The sequence below is a fragment of the Actinoallomurus sp. NPDC050550 genome, from assembly GCF_040655075.1.
Taxonomy (GTDB): Bacteria; Actinomycetota; Actinomycetes; order Streptosporangiales; family Streptosporangiaceae; genus Actinoallomurus.
Map to the genome: position 1 here is coordinate 72,926 of NZ_JBFAJC010000003.1, position 16,536 is coordinate 89,461.

17 protein-coding genes are annotated in these 16,536 nt (G+C 70.3%); 12 read left to right on the top strand and 5 right to left on the bottom strand.

Annotated elements, in window-relative coordinates:
* The first annotated feature begins 111 nt into the window (after positions 1–111).
* Together polX and AB0I04_RS04765 are read left to right on the top strand one after the other, a co-directional pair.
* On the top strand, positions 112–1,824 hold the full coding sequence (polX, locus tag AB0I04_RS04760) for a DNA polymerase/3'-5' exonuclease PolX (protein WP_360879036.1): 1,713 nt from the start codon (positions 112–114) through the stop codon (positions 1,822–1,824).
* Between the two features lie 231 nt (positions 1,825–2,055).
* Positions 2,056–3,123: an alpha/beta hydrolase-fold protein gene (locus AB0I04_RS04765; protein WP_360879039.1), complete on the top strand. Its 1,068-nt coding sequence runs from the start codon at positions 2,056–2,058 to the stop codon at positions 3,121–3,123.
* A gap of 86 nt (positions 3,124–3,209) precedes the next feature.
* Here the strand turns inward: AB0I04_RS04765 and AB0I04_RS04770 are convergent, their stop codons facing one another.
* The 4 genes from AB0I04_RS04770 to AB0I04_RS04785 all read right to left on the bottom strand — a co-directional run bounded on the left by AB0I04_RS04770 (position 3,210) and on the right by AB0I04_RS04785 (position 6,931).
* The gene (locus AB0I04_RS04770) at positions 3,210–4,217 is read right to left on the bottom strand and encodes a COX15/CtaA family protein (protein WP_360879042.1); all 1,008 of its coding nucleotides are present in this window, start codon (positions 4,215–4,217) and stop codon (positions 3,210–3,212) included.
* A 93-nt stretch (positions 4,218–4,310) separates the two neighbouring features.
* Positions 4,311–5,252: an EamA family transporter gene (locus AB0I04_RS04775; RefSeq protein ID WP_360879045.1), complete on the bottom strand. Its 942-nt coding sequence runs from the start codon at positions 5,250–5,252 to the stop codon at positions 4,311–4,313.
* 3 nt (positions 5,253–5,255) lie between these two features.
* Positions 5,256–5,972 carry an ABC transporter permease gene (locus AB0I04_RS04780; protein WP_360879962.1) on the bottom strand — a complete coding sequence of 239 codons (717 nt, stop codon included), beginning with the start codon at positions 5,970–5,972 and terminating at the stop codon, positions 5,256–5,258.
* A 47-nt stretch (positions 5,973–6,019) separates the two neighbouring features.
* Positions 6,020–6,931 (bottom strand): ABC transporter ATP-binding protein, encoded by a 912-nt coding sequence (locus tag AB0I04_RS04785; protein WP_360879048.1) that lies wholly within the window; start codon positions 6,929–6,931, stop codon positions 6,020–6,022.
* Between the two features lie 117 nt (positions 6,932–7,048).
* Here AB0I04_RS04785 and argF point away from each other — a divergent pair, with 117 nt between their 5' ends.
* The 10 genes from argF to AB0I04_RS04835 all read left to right on the top strand — a co-directional run bounded on the left by argF (position 7,049) and on the right by AB0I04_RS04835 (position 15,982).
* Positions 7,049–8,041 (top strand): ornithine carbamoyltransferase, encoded by a 993-nt coding sequence (gene argF, locus AB0I04_RS04790; RefSeq protein ID WP_360879965.1) that lies wholly within the window; start codon positions 7,049–7,051, stop codon positions 8,039–8,041.
* Between the two features lie 68 nt (positions 8,042–8,109).
* Positions 8,110–9,477: an MFS transporter gene (locus AB0I04_RS04795; RefSeq protein WP_360879052.1), complete on the top strand. Its 1,368-nt coding sequence runs from the start codon at positions 8,110–8,112 to the stop codon at positions 9,475–9,477.
* 85 nt (positions 9,478–9,562) lie between these two features.
* The gene (locus AB0I04_RS04800; protein WP_360879055.1) at positions 9,563–10,312 is read left to right on the top strand and encodes a metalloregulator ArsR/SmtB family transcription factor; all 750 of its coding nucleotides are present in this window, start codon (positions 9,563–9,565) and stop codon (positions 10,310–10,312) included.
* Complete coding sequence (gene sufB, locus AB0I04_RS04805) at positions 10,309–11,721, top strand: Fe-S cluster assembly protein SufB (RefSeq protein WP_360879058.1); 1,413 nt, start codon at positions 10,309–10,311, stop codon at positions 11,719–11,721. The genes AB0I04_RS04800 and sufB overlap by 4 nt, the downstream gene beginning before the upstream one ends.
* Before the next feature lies 1 nt (position 11,722).
* Positions 11,723–12,841 (top strand): Fe-S cluster assembly protein SufD, encoded by a 1,119-nt coding sequence (sufD, locus tag AB0I04_RS04810; protein ID WP_360879061.1) that lies wholly within the window; start codon positions 11,723–11,725, stop codon positions 12,839–12,841.
* Complete coding sequence (locus AB0I04_RS04815) at positions 12,838–13,152, top strand: non-heme iron oxygenase ferredoxin subunit (protein ID WP_345436417.1); 315 nt, start codon at positions 12,838–12,840, stop codon at positions 13,150–13,152. Before sufD ends, AB0I04_RS04815 begins: the two co-directional genes overlap by 4 nt.
* 5 nt (positions 13,153–13,157) lie before the next feature.
* Complete coding sequence (sufC, locus tag AB0I04_RS04820; protein WP_360879065.1) at positions 13,158–13,907, top strand: Fe-S cluster assembly ATPase SufC; 750 nt, start codon at positions 13,158–13,160, stop codon at positions 13,905–13,907.
* Positions 13,904–15,184, top strand: a complete 1,281-nt coding sequence (locus AB0I04_RS04825; RefSeq protein WP_360879068.1) for a cysteine desulfurase — start codon at positions 13,904–13,906, stop codon at positions 15,182–15,184. Before sufC ends, AB0I04_RS04825 begins: the two co-directional genes overlap by 4 nt.
* A gap of 34 nt (positions 15,185–15,218) precedes the next feature.
* Positions 15,219–15,665, top strand: coding sequence for a Fe-S cluster assembly sulfur transfer protein SufU (gene sufU, locus AB0I04_RS04830; protein ID WP_360879071.1), 447 nt, complete (start codon positions 15,219–15,221; stop codon positions 15,663–15,665).
* Positions 15,662–15,982: a metal-sulfur cluster assembly factor gene (locus tag AB0I04_RS04835; protein WP_360879074.1), complete on the top strand. Its 321-nt coding sequence runs from the start codon at positions 15,662–15,664 to the stop codon at positions 15,980–15,982. Before sufU ends, AB0I04_RS04835 begins: the two co-directional genes overlap by 4 nt.
* Positions 15,983–15,988: 6 nt before the next feature.
* On the opposite strand, the gene AB0I04_RS04840 is transcribed toward AB0I04_RS04835, so the two are convergent.
* Positions 15,989–16,498 (bottom strand): hypothetical protein, encoded by a 510-nt coding sequence (locus tag AB0I04_RS04840; RefSeq protein ID WP_360879077.1) that lies wholly within the window; start codon positions 16,496–16,498, stop codon positions 15,989–15,991.
* Between the last annotated feature and the right edge of the window lie 38 nt (positions 16,499–16,536).

Sequence of the window (16,536 nt, forward strand, 5' to 3'; positions counted from 1 at the left end):
CGATCGACGAGATCACCGCGGCGTTCCCCCGGCGCGCATCCACTACGAGGCGTTTGGCCCCGACCTGGGACTGCTGACCGCCTGACGGAGGCTGCTTCTAGGATCAGAGGCATGGGGCGCCCTAACGACGACGTCGCGGCTCTGTTCCAGGAGTTCGCCGACCTGCTCTCGATCACCGGCGAGGCCGCGTACAAGGTCCGTGCCTACGAGAAGGCGGCACGCGCCATCGGCGGATATCCGGAGGACGTCACCCGGCTCGACCTCAAGGGCCTGCGGAAGATCCCCAACGTTGGTGAGGCGATCGCCAAGAAGATCCTCGACTACCAGCAGACCGGCACGATCCGGCAGCTGGAGGCACTGCGCGAACGCATCCCGGCGGGGGTGCGGGCCCTCACCGCCATCCCGACCCTCGGGCCGAAGAAGGCCATGGTGCTCTACGAGGAGCTGGGGATCTCCTCGGTCGAGCAGCTCGCCGAGGCGATCCCGGCCGGCCGCCTCGAAGGCCTCAAGGGCTTCGGTGCAAAGACCGAGGAGAACATCCTCCACGGCATCGAGCTGCTGCGGCACGCGGGCGAGCGGGCGCTCATGGACGTCGCCACCGAGCTGGCCGAGGAGATCGTCGCCGAGCTGTCCCCGCTCGCCGGGCGGTGCGCGTACGCCGGGTCGCTGCGGCGGTGCCGGGAGACGGTCGGCGACATCGACATCCTCGCCACCGCCGAGGACTCGGGCCCGCTGATGGCGGCGTTCACCGCCCTGCCCTTCGTCACCGAGATCATCGGCAGCGGCGCGACCAAGACCTCCGTCCGTACGGTCAAGGGCCTCCAGGTCGACCTGCGCGTCGTGCCGCCGGAGGCGTGGGGCGCGGCGCTGCAGTACTTCACCGGGTCGAAGGCGCACAACGTCCGCACTCGCGAGATGGCCGTCCGCGCCGGGCTGAAGCTGTCGGAGTACGGCCTGTCCTCCGTCGAGACCGGCGAGCTCGTCGTCTCCGCCACCGAGGAGGACGTCTACGCCCGCCTTGGCCTGCCGTGGATCCCGCCACCGCTGCGCGAGGACGAGGGGGAGATCGAGGCGGCGCTGCGCGGCGAGCTGCCCCGTCTCGTCGAGCTCGCCGACCTCCGCGGCGACCTGCACACCCACACGAACCTGACCGACGGCGTCGCCTCGCTGGAGGACATGGTCGCCGCCGCGGCCGCGCGCGGCAACGAGTACTACGCGATCACCGACCACGCTCCGAACCTGTTCATGCAGCGGATGACGGACGAGAAGATGCTCGCCCAGCGGGAGGCCGTGCGGGCGCTGCAGGAGCGCTACCCGGACATGACGCTGCTGCACGGCACCGAGCTGAACATCGACCCCGACGGCGAGGTCGACTGGCCGGCCGAGTTCCTGGCGGGCTTCGACATCTGCGTCGCGTCGGTCCACTCGCACTTCACCCAGGACCGCGAGGAGATGACCCGCCGGATCGTCCGCGCGGTGGAGAACCCCCACGTCCACGTCCTCGGCCACCCCACCGCCCGGAGCATCGGGCGCCGCGCCCCCGTCGACGCCGACTGGGAAGCCGTGTTCGCGGCGTGCGCCCGGTCCCGGACGATCCTGGAGATCGACGCCTTCCCCGACCGCCTCGACCTGCCCGCCGATCTGATCCGGCACGCCCGGCGGCACGGCGTGAAGTTCGCCATCGACAGTGACGCGCACGCCCCCGGTCACTTCGACAACCTCCGCTACGCCGTCGGCACGGCCCAGCGCGGCTGGCTCACCCCGGACGACGTCGTCAACACCTGGCCGTTGGAACGCCTGCGCGCATATCTTGATGCCGGCTGAAGGTTCCGATACGTGCTGAGCGCGTGACCGGGGCGCCAGGTGCGCCCGCCGGGAGGGCCGGGCGGCAACCTTCACGTCAGGTGAACGCGGAGTACACGCGAAGGACACCTGTGATCAAGCAAAGGTGAACCCGAACGCCTCTACGATCGGCCCGCGATACACACATCTTGAGCCGCCATCCAGCATCTGTTGCGGCGATGCTCAGTTCCACGCCTTTCGGGGAGGCCACGGTTGAGTCTGCTGGGCTTGCCGCTGCTCGTCCTGTCGATCCTGCTCGCGGTCACCGCGCCGGTCGGCTGTGCGCTGCTGTGGGGGCGGGTGCGAGGCGCGGGCGCCTGGCCGGTGAGGGTCTCGCTGATCGTGCTGAGCCAGGTGACGGCGGTCCTCGTGGCGGGCGTCGGCCTGAACGATCACTTCGAGTTCTTCGCCTCGTGGAGCGACCTGACCGGTCAGAACGGCGCCGACGCGCCCATCCAGCAGCAGAACGGCGGATCCGAACCCCTGGGGCGCGGCCTGTCCCAGCGTCTCCGCAAGGATTTCCGTCCCGACCACGGGAAGGACACCTTCTCAGCCACTCTCGTGGGCGCCAAGTCGGGGATCCGCAGCAAGATCTGGGTGTGGCTGCCGCCGCAGTACCAGCAGCACCCGCGGCAGCGGTTCCCCGTCATCGAGCTGTTCCCCGGTTTCCCCGGCACACCGGTCACCTGGCTGCACACCATGCAGGGGCCGAAGAAGCTGCAGGAGGCGATGAAGAAGGGCGCCGCGCAGCCGTACATCCTCGTCGCGCCGACCATCACCGTGGTCCCCGGCCACGACACCGAGTGCGCCAACGTGCCGCACGGCCCCAAGGTGGCCACCTGGCTCGCCGAGGACGTCCGGCGCATCGTCACCGAGAACTTCCGCGCCCTGCCCGACCGCGACGGCTGGGGGACCATGGGCTACTCGACGGGTGGGTACTGCGCCGCCAAGCTCACCGCGCAGTACCCTCACCTGTTCCGCGCGGGCGTCAGCATGTCCGGCTACTTCACCCCGTCCACGGCGGCGCTCGCCAAAGCGCCGGGAGAGAACGTCCCCGCCCTCCTGGAGACCAGGCACCCGCCCATCGACCTGCTCCTGACCGCCAGCAAGCAGGACCCCGGCACCACGAGCGCGGTGGACACGATGGTCAAGGCGGCCCGCCCGCCCTCGATCGTCTACACCTATGTGGTCCCGCGTGGCGGCCATAACATCGGGGTCTGGACCGCCATGCTCCCCAAGTGCTTCCAGTGGCTCACCACCAAGCTCACCCACGCCTCCTGAGCCCACCCCCGGCCCGCCCAGAAGGCGCGACGATGCCATGAGGGACCGTTTCGCCCGAGCCCTGCGGGGATGGAGCAGCGGCCGTGTCAGGTGCCGAGAGAGGCGGCCGGAGCGGTGTCGCGGGTGGCGGCCGGCGGCTTCGGCGCCGGGGCGGCGGGCATGGGGCCGCGGTCGCGGAGCGCGAAGACCACGCGCAGGGTCGCGATCCACACGAGGGCCGCGCCCAGGACGTGCGCGACGACGAGCGTGCCGGGGACGTTGGTGAAGTACTGAACGTAGCCGATGACGCCCTGCGCCAGCTCCACTACCAGGAGCTCGAGCGCCCGCCGCTGCACGCGTGTCGGGGCACTGGTGAGGCGGAGGCCGAGGAGCAGGGCGAAGGTCAGCCCGACCGTGGCCCAGACGATGTCGACGTGCAGCTGGGCGACCTGCTCGATCTGGAAGCCGTAGCGCCGGGCCTTCGGGTCGCCGGCGTGCGGTCCGGTGCCGGTCACGACGGTGCCGGCCACCAGCAGCAGGAAGACGACACCGGTCAGGGCGCGTCCCAGCCAGACGAGCTCCTGGCGGACGAGGCTCCGGGCCGGCTCGTCGCCTTCGTCCGTGCGCACCCACAGGACCACGGCCGCCGCCAGAATCGCCGGCGACAGCAGGAAGTGCACGGTCACCGCGACCGGGTGCAGGTCGGTGAGAACGACGATCCCGCCGACGATCGCCTGCGCCACCACGCTGAACGGCTGGATCGCGGCCAGCCCCACCAGACCACGGCGCCGCGGACGCAGCCGCAGCGCCGCGACGAACACCAGCGCGCCGAGCGCGAGCACGAGGAAGGTCAGCATCCGGTTGCCGAACTCGATCGCCATGTTGACGGCCGAGTGCTCCGGGGTGTGCGTCGGCACCAGGCTGCTACCGGTGCACTTCGGCCACGTGGGGCAGCCGAGCCCCGAACCGCTGACGCGCACGGCCGCGCCCGTCGCCATGATCAAGGCGTTGCCGACCACGCTCGCGAGCGCGAGCCCGCGCAGGGAGGCGGGTGTGGGACGCCACACGAGGTCACGGAGCCGGGCCAGCGGGTTATCGGATCGCACGTCCTTCATCGTACGAGCGCCCGCCCATGTCCCGGATCCGGGTCCCTCCGACGACGTCGCCCTCAGCCGACCGGTGATGGTTGTGCGGCTCTGGTCCGCCTGTCAGGCCTCGGGGGCTTCGGGCGGGGACTGCTGGGAGCGGGTGGCGCCGACGCAGGCGGCGATGACGCAGCCGATCGCGAGCCACTCGCGCCACTGCAGGATCTCGCCGAGGAAGACGAGGCCGACCAGGGCCGCCACCGCGGGTTCAAGGCTCATCAGGATGCCGAACACCTGGGCCGGCATCCGCCGCAGCGCCTCCAGCTCCAGGCTGTACGGGATGACCGAGGACAGCAGGCCGACGCCGAGGCCGATCAGCAGGATCTTCGGGTCGAGAAGCGCCGATCCGCCGGTGGCGATCCCGACCGGCATCATGGCGGCCGCCCCGACGACGCTGGCGATCGCCAGGCCGGTGGACCCGGAGAACCGCTTGCCCGTCGCCCCGCTCAGCAGGATGTACAGGGCCCAGCCGACCGCCGCGAGCAGCCCGAACGCCACGCCCGTCATCGAGACGTCCCCGCTGCCGCGGGCGAGCAACGCCACCCCGCCCAGTGCCAGGACCGCCCAGATCAGGTCGAGCCGGCGTCGCGACGCGACGATCGCGACGGTGAGCGGTCCGATGAACTCGATCGTCACCGCCACGCCGAGCGGGATCCGGGCCATCGCCTGGTAGAAGCTGAAGTTCATGCCGGCGAGGGTGAGGCCGAACAGCACGGCGATCCCGAGGTCCCGCAGGGAGTGCGCGCGGCGCAGGTCGCGCAGCGCGGAGCGGGCCATCACCGAGAGGACGACGGCCGAGGTGAGCAGGCGCAGCGTCACGATCGCGTCCGGGGAGATCTGGCCGAAGAGGTTCTTGGCCAGGCCGGCGCCGACCTGCACCGAGACGATGCCGAGAATGATCAGGGCCGGCGGCGGCACCGAGCCCAGGGACAGCCGGAGGCCGGCTGGGCGGGCACGGAACCATCCGCCCCGGCCGTAGGAACCCGGGGTGTCAGCGAGCGCCATGCGTCACTCCCACTTGAAGAAGCGCGCGGCGAGTGCCAGGCCGAGCACCGCCCACACGGCGAGAATCACCAGGTCGCGGACGGGGAACCCGGCACCGTGCTGCAGTACCTGGCGCAGCCCGTCGGCGAGCGCGGAGATCGGTAGCAGTTCGAGTACCGACCGTACGCCGCCCGAGAACTTTGTCAACGGAAATACGACGCCCCCGAGGACGAGTAGGAGCAGGTAGACGAGGTTGGCGGCGGCCAGGGTGGCCTCCGCGCGCAGGGTGCCCGCCATGAGCAGCCCAAAGCCGCTGAACGCCGCCGTGCCCACGATCAGCAGCAGGATGACGGTCGCCGGGTTCCCGTGCGGGCTCCAGCCGAGCGCGAACGCCACGACGCAGAGCACGACCGCCTGCAGGACCTCGACGGCCACGACCGTGAGGGTCTTCGCGGCGATCAGCCCGGACCGGGGGAGCGGCGTCACGCCGAGGCGCTTCAGCACGCCGTACCGGCGTTCGAAGCCCGTCCCGATCGCCTGCCCGGTGAACGCGGTGGACATCACGGCGAGCGCCAGGATGCCGGGGGCGAGGAAGTCGACCCGCTTGCCCGCGCCGACGTCGAGCAGCGGCGCGGAGCTGAAGAGGACCAGCAACGCGATGGGGATGATGAGCGTGAGCAGCAGCTGCTCGCCGTTGCGCAGCAGCGTGCGCAGCTCGTACGCGGTCTGGGCCCGGATCATCCGGGACGCCGGCGCAGCGCCGGGCGAGGGGGTGAAGGTCAGGTCCGTCACGAGCGGAGCTCCCGTCCGGTCAGTTCGAGGAACACGTCTTCGAGGGTCCGCCGCTCGATCCGCAGGTCCTCGGTCATGACGCCGTTGGAGGCGCACCAGGCGGTCACGGTCGCCAGCAACTCGGGCACGAGGTCGCCCTCGATGACGTAGTGCCCGGCCGGTGACTCCTTGGCCATCGTCGCGGGCGGCAGCGCGGACAGCAGCTCGTCCAGGCCGAGGCCGGGGCGCGCCCGGAAGCGGAGCTGGCGCTCGGCGCCGGTCAGCGAGGACGGCGGGCCGGAGGAGATGACCGTCCCGTGGTCGACGATCACCACCTGGTCGGCCAGCCGCTCGGCCTCGTCCATGTGGTGGGTGGTGAGGATCACCGCCACGCCGGCGGCCTTGAGGTCCTCGACGAGCTCCCAGGTCGCGTGGCGGGCCTGCGGGTCGAGGCCGGCGGTGGGTTCGTCGAGGAAGACCAGCTCGGGGCGGCCGACAACGGCGGCGGCGAGGGCCAGCCGCTGCTGCTGACCGCCGGACAGGCGGCGGTACGGCGTGCGGGCGGCGGCGGTGAGCCCGAGCCGCTCGAGGAGCGCGGCCGGGTCGAGGGGCGTGGTGTAGAAGCTCGCGATCAGGCGCAGGAACTCCCCGGCGCGCGCGTTGGTCGGCACACCCCCGGACTGCAGCATCACGCCGATGCGCGTCTTCAGCTCCGGGTCGCGGGGGTCGCGGCCGAGGACGCGCACGGTGCCCGAATCGGCGCGCCGGTAGCCCTCACAGATCTCGACCGTGGTGGTCTTGCCTGCTCCGTTGGGGCCCAGGAGGGCGGTCACCTCGCCGTGCCGGGCGTCGAATGAGAGGCCGTCGGCCGCGGTGACTATGCCATAGCGTTTGACCAGGTCATTCACTGCGACGGCGAGGGGTTCCATGCCCCCGAGTCTAGGAGGGGCGGCTCGGCGCGAGGCAGGGACCCCGAAGATCGATCTGTATATTGATTCAGCAAGACGCATGACGATACAGTCTGGTGCATGCCACTGGGAGGTCACATGCTGCGCGGCCGGAGCTTCCTCAAAGAGCTCGACTTCACCGCCGAGGAGTTCCGCTCGCTCGTCGACCTGGCCGGAGAGCTGAAGGCAGCCCGCCGCGCGGGCACCGAGAAGCTCCGCCTGACCGGCCGCAACATCGCGTTGATCTTCGAGAAGACCTCGACCCGCACGCGCAGCGCGTTCGAGGTCGCGGCGCACGATCAGGGCGCGCACGTGACCTACCTGGACCCGTCGGGCTCCCAGATCGGGCACAAGGAGTCGGTGAAGGACACCGCACGGGTGCTGGGCCGGATGTTCGACGGTATTCAGTACCGCGGCAGGCGCCAGGCGGACATCGAGGCCCTCGCCGCGTACGCCGGCGTCCCCGTTTGGAACGGTCTCACCGACGAGTGGCACCCGACCCAGAGCCTCTGCGACGCGTTCACGATGGCCGAGCACGCGGCCAAGCCCCTCGATGAGATCGCCTTCGCCTATCTCGGCGACGCGCGCAACAACATGGGCAACTCCCTGCTCGTCATGGGCGCCCTGCTGGGCATGGACGTCCGGCTCGTCGCGCCCGGCGGGCTGCTGCCGTCCGCCGAGGTCCAGGCCGCGGCCCGCGGCCTCGCCGAGCGCAGCGGCGCCCGGATCACCCTGACCGACGACGTCGCCGAAGGCGTGCGCGGCGCCGACTTCCTGCACACCGACGTCTGGGTGTCGATGGGCGAGCCGAAGGAGGTCTGGGCCGAGCGGATCGCGCTGCTCAAGCCGTACCAGGTCAACGCCGAGGCGCTCGCCGCGACCGGGAACCCGTCGGTGCGGTTCATGCACTGCCTCCCGGCGTTCCACGACCGGGAGACGACGGTCGGCGAGGAGATCTACGTGCAGTTCGGCCTGGAGGGGCTCGAAGTCACCGACGAGGTCTTCGAGTCGGAGGCCTCGATCGTCTTCGACCAGGCCGAGAACCGCCTGCACACCATCAAGGCCATCCTGGTCGCGACCCTCGCCGGCTGAACCCGCCCCCAGGCCGTCGCGGCGACGCTTCGGCGATCGTCTAAACGAATGCGGGCCAGCATTGAGGCATGTTCGCCCTGAAATCCGACACGCGGTCTCGGCCACGGGCCGGTGCGCTGCCTCTGCTCGCAATCTGCCTCGGCTACCTCATGGTGATCATCGACGCCACGGCGGTGACCCTGTCGCTGCCCGCGCTGGGCCGTGACCTCGGCGGCGGGATGGGCGTCCTGCAGTGGGTGGTCGACGGCTACACCCTCACGTTCGCCACGTTGCTGCTGTCCGCGGGCGCGCTCGGCGACCGGGTGGGACCCCACCGGGTCTTCTGCGCCGGGCTCCTGTTGTTCATCGTCGCCTCGGCGGCCTGCGGATTCGCGCCGACCACCGTGGCTCTCGTCGCAGCGCGGCTGGTGCAGGGCGTCGCGGCCGCGATCCTGGTGCCGTCGTCCCTGGCGCTGCTGCAGGCCGCCAATCCCGACCCGGCGGCGCGCGCCCGGGCCGTCGGCGTGTGGGGCGCGGTCGCCGGGATCGGGGCCGCCTCAGGCCCCGTGTTCGGTGGCGTGCTGACCGACGCGGTGAGCTGGCGTGTCGTGTTCTTCGTCAACGTGCCGATCGGGCTGGTCGCTCTGCTGCTGACGGTCCGCCACGTCGTACGGCCGGAGGGGCACGGCCGGCGGGGGATCGATCCGGGCGCGCAGGTCGCCGCGGTCGCCGCGCTCGGCCTGCTGACCTTCGCCCTCATCGAGGCGCGGACCCGCGGCTGGCTCTCGCCGGCCGTCCTCGGCGCGCTGGCCCTCGCTGCGCTGTCGGCCGCGGCCTTCGTCGCGGTCGAGCGGCGGTCGGCGAACCCGATGCTGCCCCTGGGCCTCTTCCAGAGCCGGCGGTTCTCCGGCGGCAACGCGGTCGGAATGCTGATCAACCTCGGCTTCTACGGCCAACTGTTCATGGTCAGCCTGTTCTTCCAGGACATCCGGCGGATGAGCCCGACGATGGCCGGTCTGGCGCTGCTGCCGGAGGGGATTCTCGTCTCGGTGGCGTCGTTCCTGTCCGGGCGGCTTTCGGGCCGGTCCGGCACCCGCCCGACGATGCTGATCGGGTTGTGCACGGGAGCGGCCGGGCTGCTCGCACTCATGGCGGTGGGCCCGCGCACGCCGTACCTGCTGATCATGCTCGGACTGATGGCGGCGGGCTTCGGGATGGCGTTCACGATGCCGGCCGCCACCACCACCGTCGTGGAGGCCGCGCCGCCGGAGCGGGCGGGCGTCGCCTCCGGAGCGGTCAACGCGGCCCGGCAGGTCGGCAGCACGGTCGGCGTCGCCCTGCTCGGCACTCTGGGCGCCGGAGGTCGGCTCGCGGCGCCCATGGCCGGCGCAGGCGCGGCGTTCCTCATCGGAGCCGTGGTCGTGGCCCTCACCGTACGGGAGCGTCCGGGCAGGTGAGGCAAGGCTCGCCTTAGTGATGCGGATTACCGGGATCCGTTTGTGTCGCGGGAAGGAATTAGGCCACACTGATGTTGTGAAATACGTGACCGAGACGGAGAGCACCGCGCCGGCGGCCGTCGGCGTGCCCGCGCTCGGTCCGAACCACACCGAGCGCACCACCCGTGCCCGGGTGGCCCGCCTGATTCTTGAATATGGTCCCATCAGCGCCTCGGCGCTCGGACAGCGGCTCGGGCTCACGCCCGCGGCCGTGCGCCGCCACCTCGAGCACCTCCTCGCCGAGGGGATGATCGAGGAGCGGCGGAGCCGTCCGCAGTCCAGGCGCGGGCGCGGCCGTCCGGCCAAGCTGTTCGTCATCACCGACGCCGGGCGCAGCGCCTTCGTGCACGCCTACGACGATCTCGCGGCCAACGCCCTGCGGTTCCTGGCCGACACGCTCGGCGAGGAGGCCGTCGCGGAGTTCGCTCGCCGCCAGGTGAGCGACCTGGAGGCGCGCTACGGCGCGTCGATCCGGGACGTCCCGCCGCAGCAGCGGGCGCAGGCCCTCGCCGAGGCGCTGTCCGTGGACGGCTACGCCGCCTCGGCCGGCACCGCCCCGGCCGGCGGGCAGCAGCTGTGCCAGCACCACTGCCCGGTCGCGCACGTCGCGGCCCGGTTCCCGCAGCTGTGCGAGGCGGAGACGGCGGCGTTCGGCCGGCTGCTCGGCGTCCCCGTGCAGCGGCTGGCCACGATCGCGCACGGCGATGGAATATGCACGACCCACGTGACGTCACGTGAACTGACCGAAAAAACCGATAAGAACGACGAGCAGGACTCCGGAGGCACCTCCGCATGACTACGGCAGCCCATCCCGAGCTCGAAGGGCTCGGAAACTACAAGTTCGGCTGGGCCGACTCTGACGTGGCCGGCGCCTCGGCCCGTCGCGGGCTGTCCGATGAGGTCGTCCGCGACATCTCGGCGAAGAAGAACGAGCCCGACTGGATGCTCGACCTTCGCCTGAAGGGCCTGCGCCTGTTCGGCAAGAAGCCGCTGCCGACGTGGGGCGCCGACCTCACCGACATCGACTTCGACAACATCAAGTACTTCGTCCGGTCGACGGAGAAGCAGGCCGCGTCGTGGGAAGAGCTCCCGGCGGACATCAAGAACACCTACGACAAGCTCGGCATCCCCGAGGCGGAGAAACAGCGCCTGGTGGCCGGCGTCGCGGCCCAGTACGAGTCCGAGGTCGTCTACCACCAGATCCGCGAGGACCTGGAGCAGCAGGGCGTCATCTTCCTCGACACCGACACCGGTCTCCGGGAACACCCGGAGATCTTCCAGGAGTACTTCGGCTCGGTGATCCCGGTGGGCGACAACAAGTTCGCCGCCCTCAACTCGGCCGTGTGGTCGGGCGGGTCGTTCATCTACGTGCCGCCGGGCGTGCACGTCGAGATACCTCTGCAGGCCTACTTCCGGATCAACACCGAGAACATGGGCCAGTTCGAGCGGACGCTGATCATCGTCGACGAGGGCGCGTACGTCCACTACGTCGAGGGCTGCACCGCGCCGATCTACAAGTCCGACTCGCTGCACTCCGCGGTCGTCGAGATCATCGTGAAGAAGAACGCCCGCTGTCGTTACACGACCATCCAGAACTGGTCGAACAACGTCTACAACCTCGTCACCAAGCGCGCCGTCGCCTACGAGGGCGCGACGATGGAGTGGATCGACGGCAACATCGGGTCCAAGGTCACGATGAAGTACCCGGCCGTCTACCTCATGGGCGAGCACGCCAAGGGCGAGACGCTGTCCATCGCCTTCGCGGGCGAGGGCCAGCACCAGGACGCGGGTTCGAAGATGGTGCACGCCGCGCCCAACACCTCCTCGACCATCATCTCCAAGTCGGTGGCGCGCGGCGGCGGCCGCACGAGCTACCGCGGCCTGGTCCAGATCCAGGAGGGCGCCGAGCACTCCAAGTCGACGGTCAAGTGCGACGCGCTGCTGGTCGACCAGATCAGCCGCTCCGACACCTACCCCTACGTCGACGTCCGCGAGGACGACGTCGAGATGGGCCACGAGGCCACCGTCTCGAAGGTCTCGGAGAACCAGCTGTTCTACCTCATGAGCCGCGGGCTCACCGAGGACGAGGCGATGGCGATGATCGTGCGCGGCTTCGTCGAGCCGATCGCGCGCGAGCTCCCGATGGAGTACGCCCTCGAGCTGAACCGCCTGATCGAGCTGCAGATGGAAGGAGCGGTGGGCTGACATGGGTCTGGAGACCAAACCGCTGTCCACCCTCCACGAGCACACGTCGTACGACGTCGACGACTTCGCTGTGCCGACCGGGCGCGAGGAGGAGTGGCGGTTCACCCCGCTGCGCGGTCTCCGCGACCTGCACAAGGGCGCGTCCGCCGACGGCAAGGTGATCGTCGACGTGTCGGCCGCGCCCGAGGTCACCGTCGAGACGGTGTCCCGGGACGACGAGCGGGTCGGCAAGGCGTACGTCCCGTCCGACCGCGTGAGCGCGCAGGCGTACGCCTCGTTCACGCAGGCGACCGTGGTGACCGTGATGAAGGAGGTCGTGGCCACCGAGCCGACCGTCCTGACGCTGCGCGGCGAGGGCGGCGGCGTTGCCTACGGCCACACCACGATCATCCTGGAGCCGTTCGCGCAGGCCACGGTCGTGCTGGAGCACACCGGCTCGGCCGCCTACGCCGACAACGTCGAGTTCGTCGTGGGCGACGGCGCCTCGCTCACGGTGTTCAGCCTGCAGAATTGGGCGCCGGACGCCGTGCACCTGTCGCACCAGCACGCCAGGCTCGGCCGCGACGCGCGGTTCAAGAGCTTCGTCGTCAGCCTCGGCGGCAAGGTCGTGCGCATCGCTCCGACGGTCGCCTACGACGCGCCCGGCGGCGACGCCGAACTGTACGGCGTGTACTTCGCCGACGGCGGCCAGCACCTCGAGCACCGCCTGCTCGTCGACCACACGCAGCCCAACTGCCGCAGCCGCGTCGACTACCGCGGCGCACTACAGGACGAGGACGCGCACGCCGTCTGGATCGGCGACGTGATCATCCGGGCCGAGGCCGAGGGCACCGACACGTACGAGCTCAACCGCAACCTCGTGCTCACCGACGGCACCCGCGTCGACTCCGTGCCGAACCTCGAGATCCTCACCGGCGAGGTCGCCGGCGCGGGCCACGCCTCGGCGTCCGGCCGCCTCGACGACCAGCACCTGTTCTACCTCCAGGCGCGGGGCATCCCGTACGACACCGCGCGGCGGATGGTCGTGCGCGGCTTCCTCGGCCAGCTCGTCGAGAAGATCGACCTGCCGCAGATCCAGGAGCGGGTCCTGGCCGCGATCGACGAGGAGCTCGACCGATGAGCTTCACGCGCGCCTGCTCGCTGTCCGAGCTGCCCGAGGAGGGCGCGCTCGCGGTGGAGATCGACGGCACCCCGGTGGCGGTCGTCCGCACCGGCGACGACGTCTACGCAATGCGCGACGTCTGCTCGCACGCCGAGGTCGCGCTCAGCGAGGGCGACGTCTACAACCACACCATCGAGTGCTGGCTGCACGGCTCGTGCTTCGACCTGCGCACGGGCAAGCCCACCAATCCGCCGGCCACGCAGCCGGTTCCCACGTACCCAGTGAAGATCGAGGGCGACGACGTGTACGTGTCGCTCAAGGAGTCCTGAACACCATGGCCACACTTGAGATCCGCGACCTGCACGTCTCCGTCGAGGACAAGGAGATCCTCCGGGGCGTCGACCTGACCGTGAAGGCGGGCGAGACCCACGCGATCATGGGGCCGAACGGCTCCGGCAAGTCGACCCTCGCCTACGCCATCGCCGGTCACCCGAAGTACACCGTCACCGGCGGCGAGGTGCTCCTGGACGGCGAGAGCGTCCTGGACATGAGCGTCGACGAGCGCGCCCGCGCCGGGCTGTTCCTCGCGATGCAGTACCCCGTCGAGGTGCCGGGCGTGTCGGTGTCGAACTTCCTGCGCACCGCCGTCACCGCCGTGCGCGGCGAGGCGCCGAAGCTGCGGGAGTTCTCCAAGGAGATGCGCTCGGCAATGGCCGAGCTGCAGATCGACTCCGCGTTCGCGCAGCGTAACCTCAACGAGGGCTTCTCCGGCGGTGAGAAGAAGCGCCACGAGATCCTCCAGCTCGAGATGCTCAAGCCGAAGGTCGCGGTGCTCGACGAGACCGACTCCGGCCTCGACATCGATGCGCTGAAGGTCGTCTCCGAGGGCGTCAACCGGTTCCGGTCCGGCGACACGGGCGTGCTGCTGATCACGCACTACACCCGCATCCTCCGCTACGTGAAGCCCGACTTCGTGCACGTCTTCGCCGCCGGCCGCATCGTCGAGCAGGGCGGCCCGGAGCTGGCGGAACTGCTGGAGACCGAGGGCTACGAGAAGTTCACGAAGGCAGGCGCGTCCGCGTGAGCATCGACGTCGAACGGATCCGGGCGGACTTCCCGATCCTGACCCGCACTGTCCGCGACGGGCAGCCGCTGGTCTACCTCGACAGCGCCAACACCTCGCAGAAGCCCCGCCAGGTGATCGACGCGATCGACGACTTCTACGCCCGGCACAACGCCAACATCCACCGGGCGACGCACCAGCTCGGCGAGGAGGCGACCGAGGCGTACGAGGGCGCCCGGATCAAGGCCGCGCAGCTCATCGGCGCGGCCAGCGAGACCGAGGTGGTGTTCACCAAGAACATCTCCGAGGGCATCAACCTCGTCGCCTACGCCATGGGCAACGCGGCTACCTCCGGCCCGGAGGCCGAACGGTTCCGCGTCGGCCCCGGCGACGAGATCGTCATCACCGAGATGGAGCACCACTCCAACATCGTGCCGTGGCAGCTGCTCGCCCAGCGCACCGGCGCGACGCTCCGCTGGTTCGGGGTGACCGACGACGGCCGCCTCGACCTGTCGAACATCGACGACCTCATCAACGGGCGCACGAAGATCGTCGCGGTCGCGCACCAGTCGAACGTCCTCGGCACGATCAACCCGCTGCGTCTCATCGCCGACAAGGCCCACGCGGTCGGCGCGCTCGTGCTCGCCGACGGCGCCCAGGCCGTACCGCACATGCGGGTCAACGTCCAGGAGCTCGGCGTCGACTTCTACGGCTTCACCGCGCACAAGCTCTGCGGCCCGACCGGCATCGGGGTGCTGTGGGGCCGCGCCGAGCTGCTCGAGACGCTCCCGCCGTTCCTCGGCGGCGGCGAGATGATCGAGACCGTCGCGATGGAGCGCTCGACGTACGCGCCGCCGCCGCACAAGTTCGAGGCCGGCACGATGCCGATCGCCGAGGCCGCCGGGCTCGGCGCCGCCATCGACTACCTCACCGAGGTGGGCCTGGACGAGATCGAGGCGCAGCAGAACGAGCTGCTCGCGTACGCGCTCAAGTCGCTCACCGCCGTCGACGGCCTGCGGATCATCGGCCCGGTCGACGCGGAGGACCGCGGCACCGCCATCTCCTTCACCCTGGAGGGGCCGGACGGGCGGGAGATCCACCCGCACGACGTCAGCCAGGTGCTTGACGCCCACGGCGTCGCGGTGCGCGCCGGCCATCACTGCGCCAAGCCGCTGCACAAGCGCTTCGGTGTGACCGCCAGCACGCGCGCGTCGCTGTACTTCTACAACACCCGCGACGACGTCGACGCGCTCGTCGAGGGGCTGCGGGAGACGCAGAAATTCTTCGGCACGGCCTGACGTTGCACCGATCGGCCGCTTGGAAGGGGAGCAGATGCAGCTCGAGTCGATGTACCAGGAGATCATCCTGGACCACTACCGGAACCCTCACCACAAGGGTCTCCGGGAGCCGTACGACGCCGAGGTGCACCATGTGAACCCGACCTGCGGTGACGAGGTGACGTTGCGCGTCAAGCTGGACGGCGATGAGGTCGTCGACGTGTCGTACGACGCGCTCGGCTGTTCGATCAGCCAGGCCAGCGCGTCGGTGATGACCGACCTCATCATCGGCAGGCCGGTCAAGGACGCGATGGTGACCGGCGACGAGTTCCTCAAGCTGATGCAGTCCCGCGGGCAGGACGAGCCCGACGAGGACGTGCTCGAGGACGCCGTCGCCTTCGCCGGGGTGTCGAAGTTTCCCGCCCGTATCAAGTGCGCCCTGCTCGCCTGGATGGCGTGGAAGGACGCGACCGCGAAGGCCATGGAAGGCAACAACTCATGAGCGACACGAAGGCCGCCGAGGACGACGTCCTCGAGGCGATGCGCGACGTCGTCGACCCCGAGCTCGGCATCAACGTCGTCGACCTCGGACTGGTCTACGGCGTCAACATCGGCGACGACAACGTCGCCACGCTCGACATGACGCTCACGAGCGCGGCCTGCCCGCTCACCGACGTGATCGAGGACCAGACGGCGAGCGCCCTGGAGGGGCTCGTGGAGAAGGTCACGATCAACTGGGTGTGGCTGCCGCCGTGGGGTCCGGACAAGATCACCGAGGACGGGCGGGAGCAGCTGCGCGCCCTGGGCTTCAACGTCTGACGCCCGTCAGTCGAGACCGGCGTGCCGCCGCCAGCCCGTCGGCTGCTGGGAGTTGGCGATCCACTGGTCGGTGTACCGCAGGATCGCCGTGAGGGCGTCGAGCGCACCGGCGGGCCCGCCGGTGCGCCATGACGTCTCCACGATCGTGTGCGCCCGGTGCGCGGTCTCGCACCGGCACGCGATGGTCAGGCTGGCACCGAGCCGGCAGTGGTTCGGGTAGAAGTCGACCGTCTCCATCCGGATCGCCACTTCGAGCCAGTCGTCCCCGGTCTCATAGGTGTGGCAGTCGTAGATCCGGTGCGCGGGCGGGTGCCACATCCACTGGCCGGGCTGCGGCCCGGCGCCTTCGCCCGTGGCCGCCGGGGCCGGATGGCGGGCGTGCCACTGGCCGGTGAGGGTGAGGAAGCGGGCGCGGATCTCCGGGCCGTCCCACGCCGATCCGAAGATCTCGGCGAGGGGGAGCGCCCGGGGCCATATCCACACCGCGATGGCATGATCGTCGGGCGGATTCCTCACTGTGTAATGATGCCGCGAGCGTACGGCTTCGCGCAGGC

Bases quoted from the DNA above. Each gene is read 5' to 3' on its own strand.
- polX (WP_360879036.1), top strand. From the start codon at position 112: ATGGGGCGCCCTAACGACGACGTCGCGGCTCTGTTCCAGGAGTTCGCC.
- AB0I04_RS04770 (WP_360879042.1), bottom strand. From the start codon at position 4,217: ATGAAGGACGTGCGATCCGATAACCCGCTGGCCCGGCTCCGTGACCTC.
- AB0I04_RS04775 (WP_360879045.1), bottom strand. From the start codon at position 5,252: ATGGCGCTCGCTGACACCCCGGGTTCCTACGGCCGGGGCGGATGGTTC.
- AB0I04_RS04780 (WP_360879962.1), bottom strand. From the start codon at position 5,972: ATGATCCGGGCCCAGACCGCGTACGAGCTGCGCACGCTGCTGCGCAAC.
- AB0I04_RS04785 (WP_360879048.1), bottom strand. From the start codon at position 6,931: ATGGAACCCCTCGCCGTCGCAGTGAATGACCTGGTCAAACGCTATGGC.
- argF (WP_360879965.1), top strand. From the start codon at position 7,049: ATGCTGCGCGGCCGGAGCTTCCTCAAAGAGCTCGACTTCACCGCCGAG.
- AB0I04_RS04795 (WP_360879052.1), top strand. From the start codon at position 8,110: ATGTTCGCCCTGAAATCCGACACGCGGTCTCGGCCACGGGCCGGTGCG.
- sufB (WP_360879058.1), top strand. From the start codon at position 10,309: ATGACTACGGCAGCCCATCCCGAGCTCGAAGGGCTCGGAAACTACAAG.
- sufD (WP_360879061.1), top strand. From the start codon at position 11,723: ATGGGTCTGGAGACCAAACCGCTGTCCACCCTCCACGAGCACACGTCG.
- AB0I04_RS04815 (WP_345436417.1), top strand. From the start codon at position 12,838: ATGAGCTTCACGCGCGCCTGCTCGCTGTCCGAGCTGCCCGAGGAGGGC.
- sufC (WP_360879065.1), top strand. From the start codon at position 13,158: ATGGCCACACTTGAGATCCGCGACCTGCACGTCTCCGTCGAGGACAAG.
- sufU (WP_360879071.1), top strand. From the start codon at position 15,219: ATGCAGCTCGAGTCGATGTACCAGGAGATCATCCTGGACCACTACCGG.
- AB0I04_RS04835 (WP_360879074.1), top strand. From the start codon at position 15,662: ATGAGCGACACGAAGGCCGCCGAGGACGACGTCCTCGAGGCGATGCGC.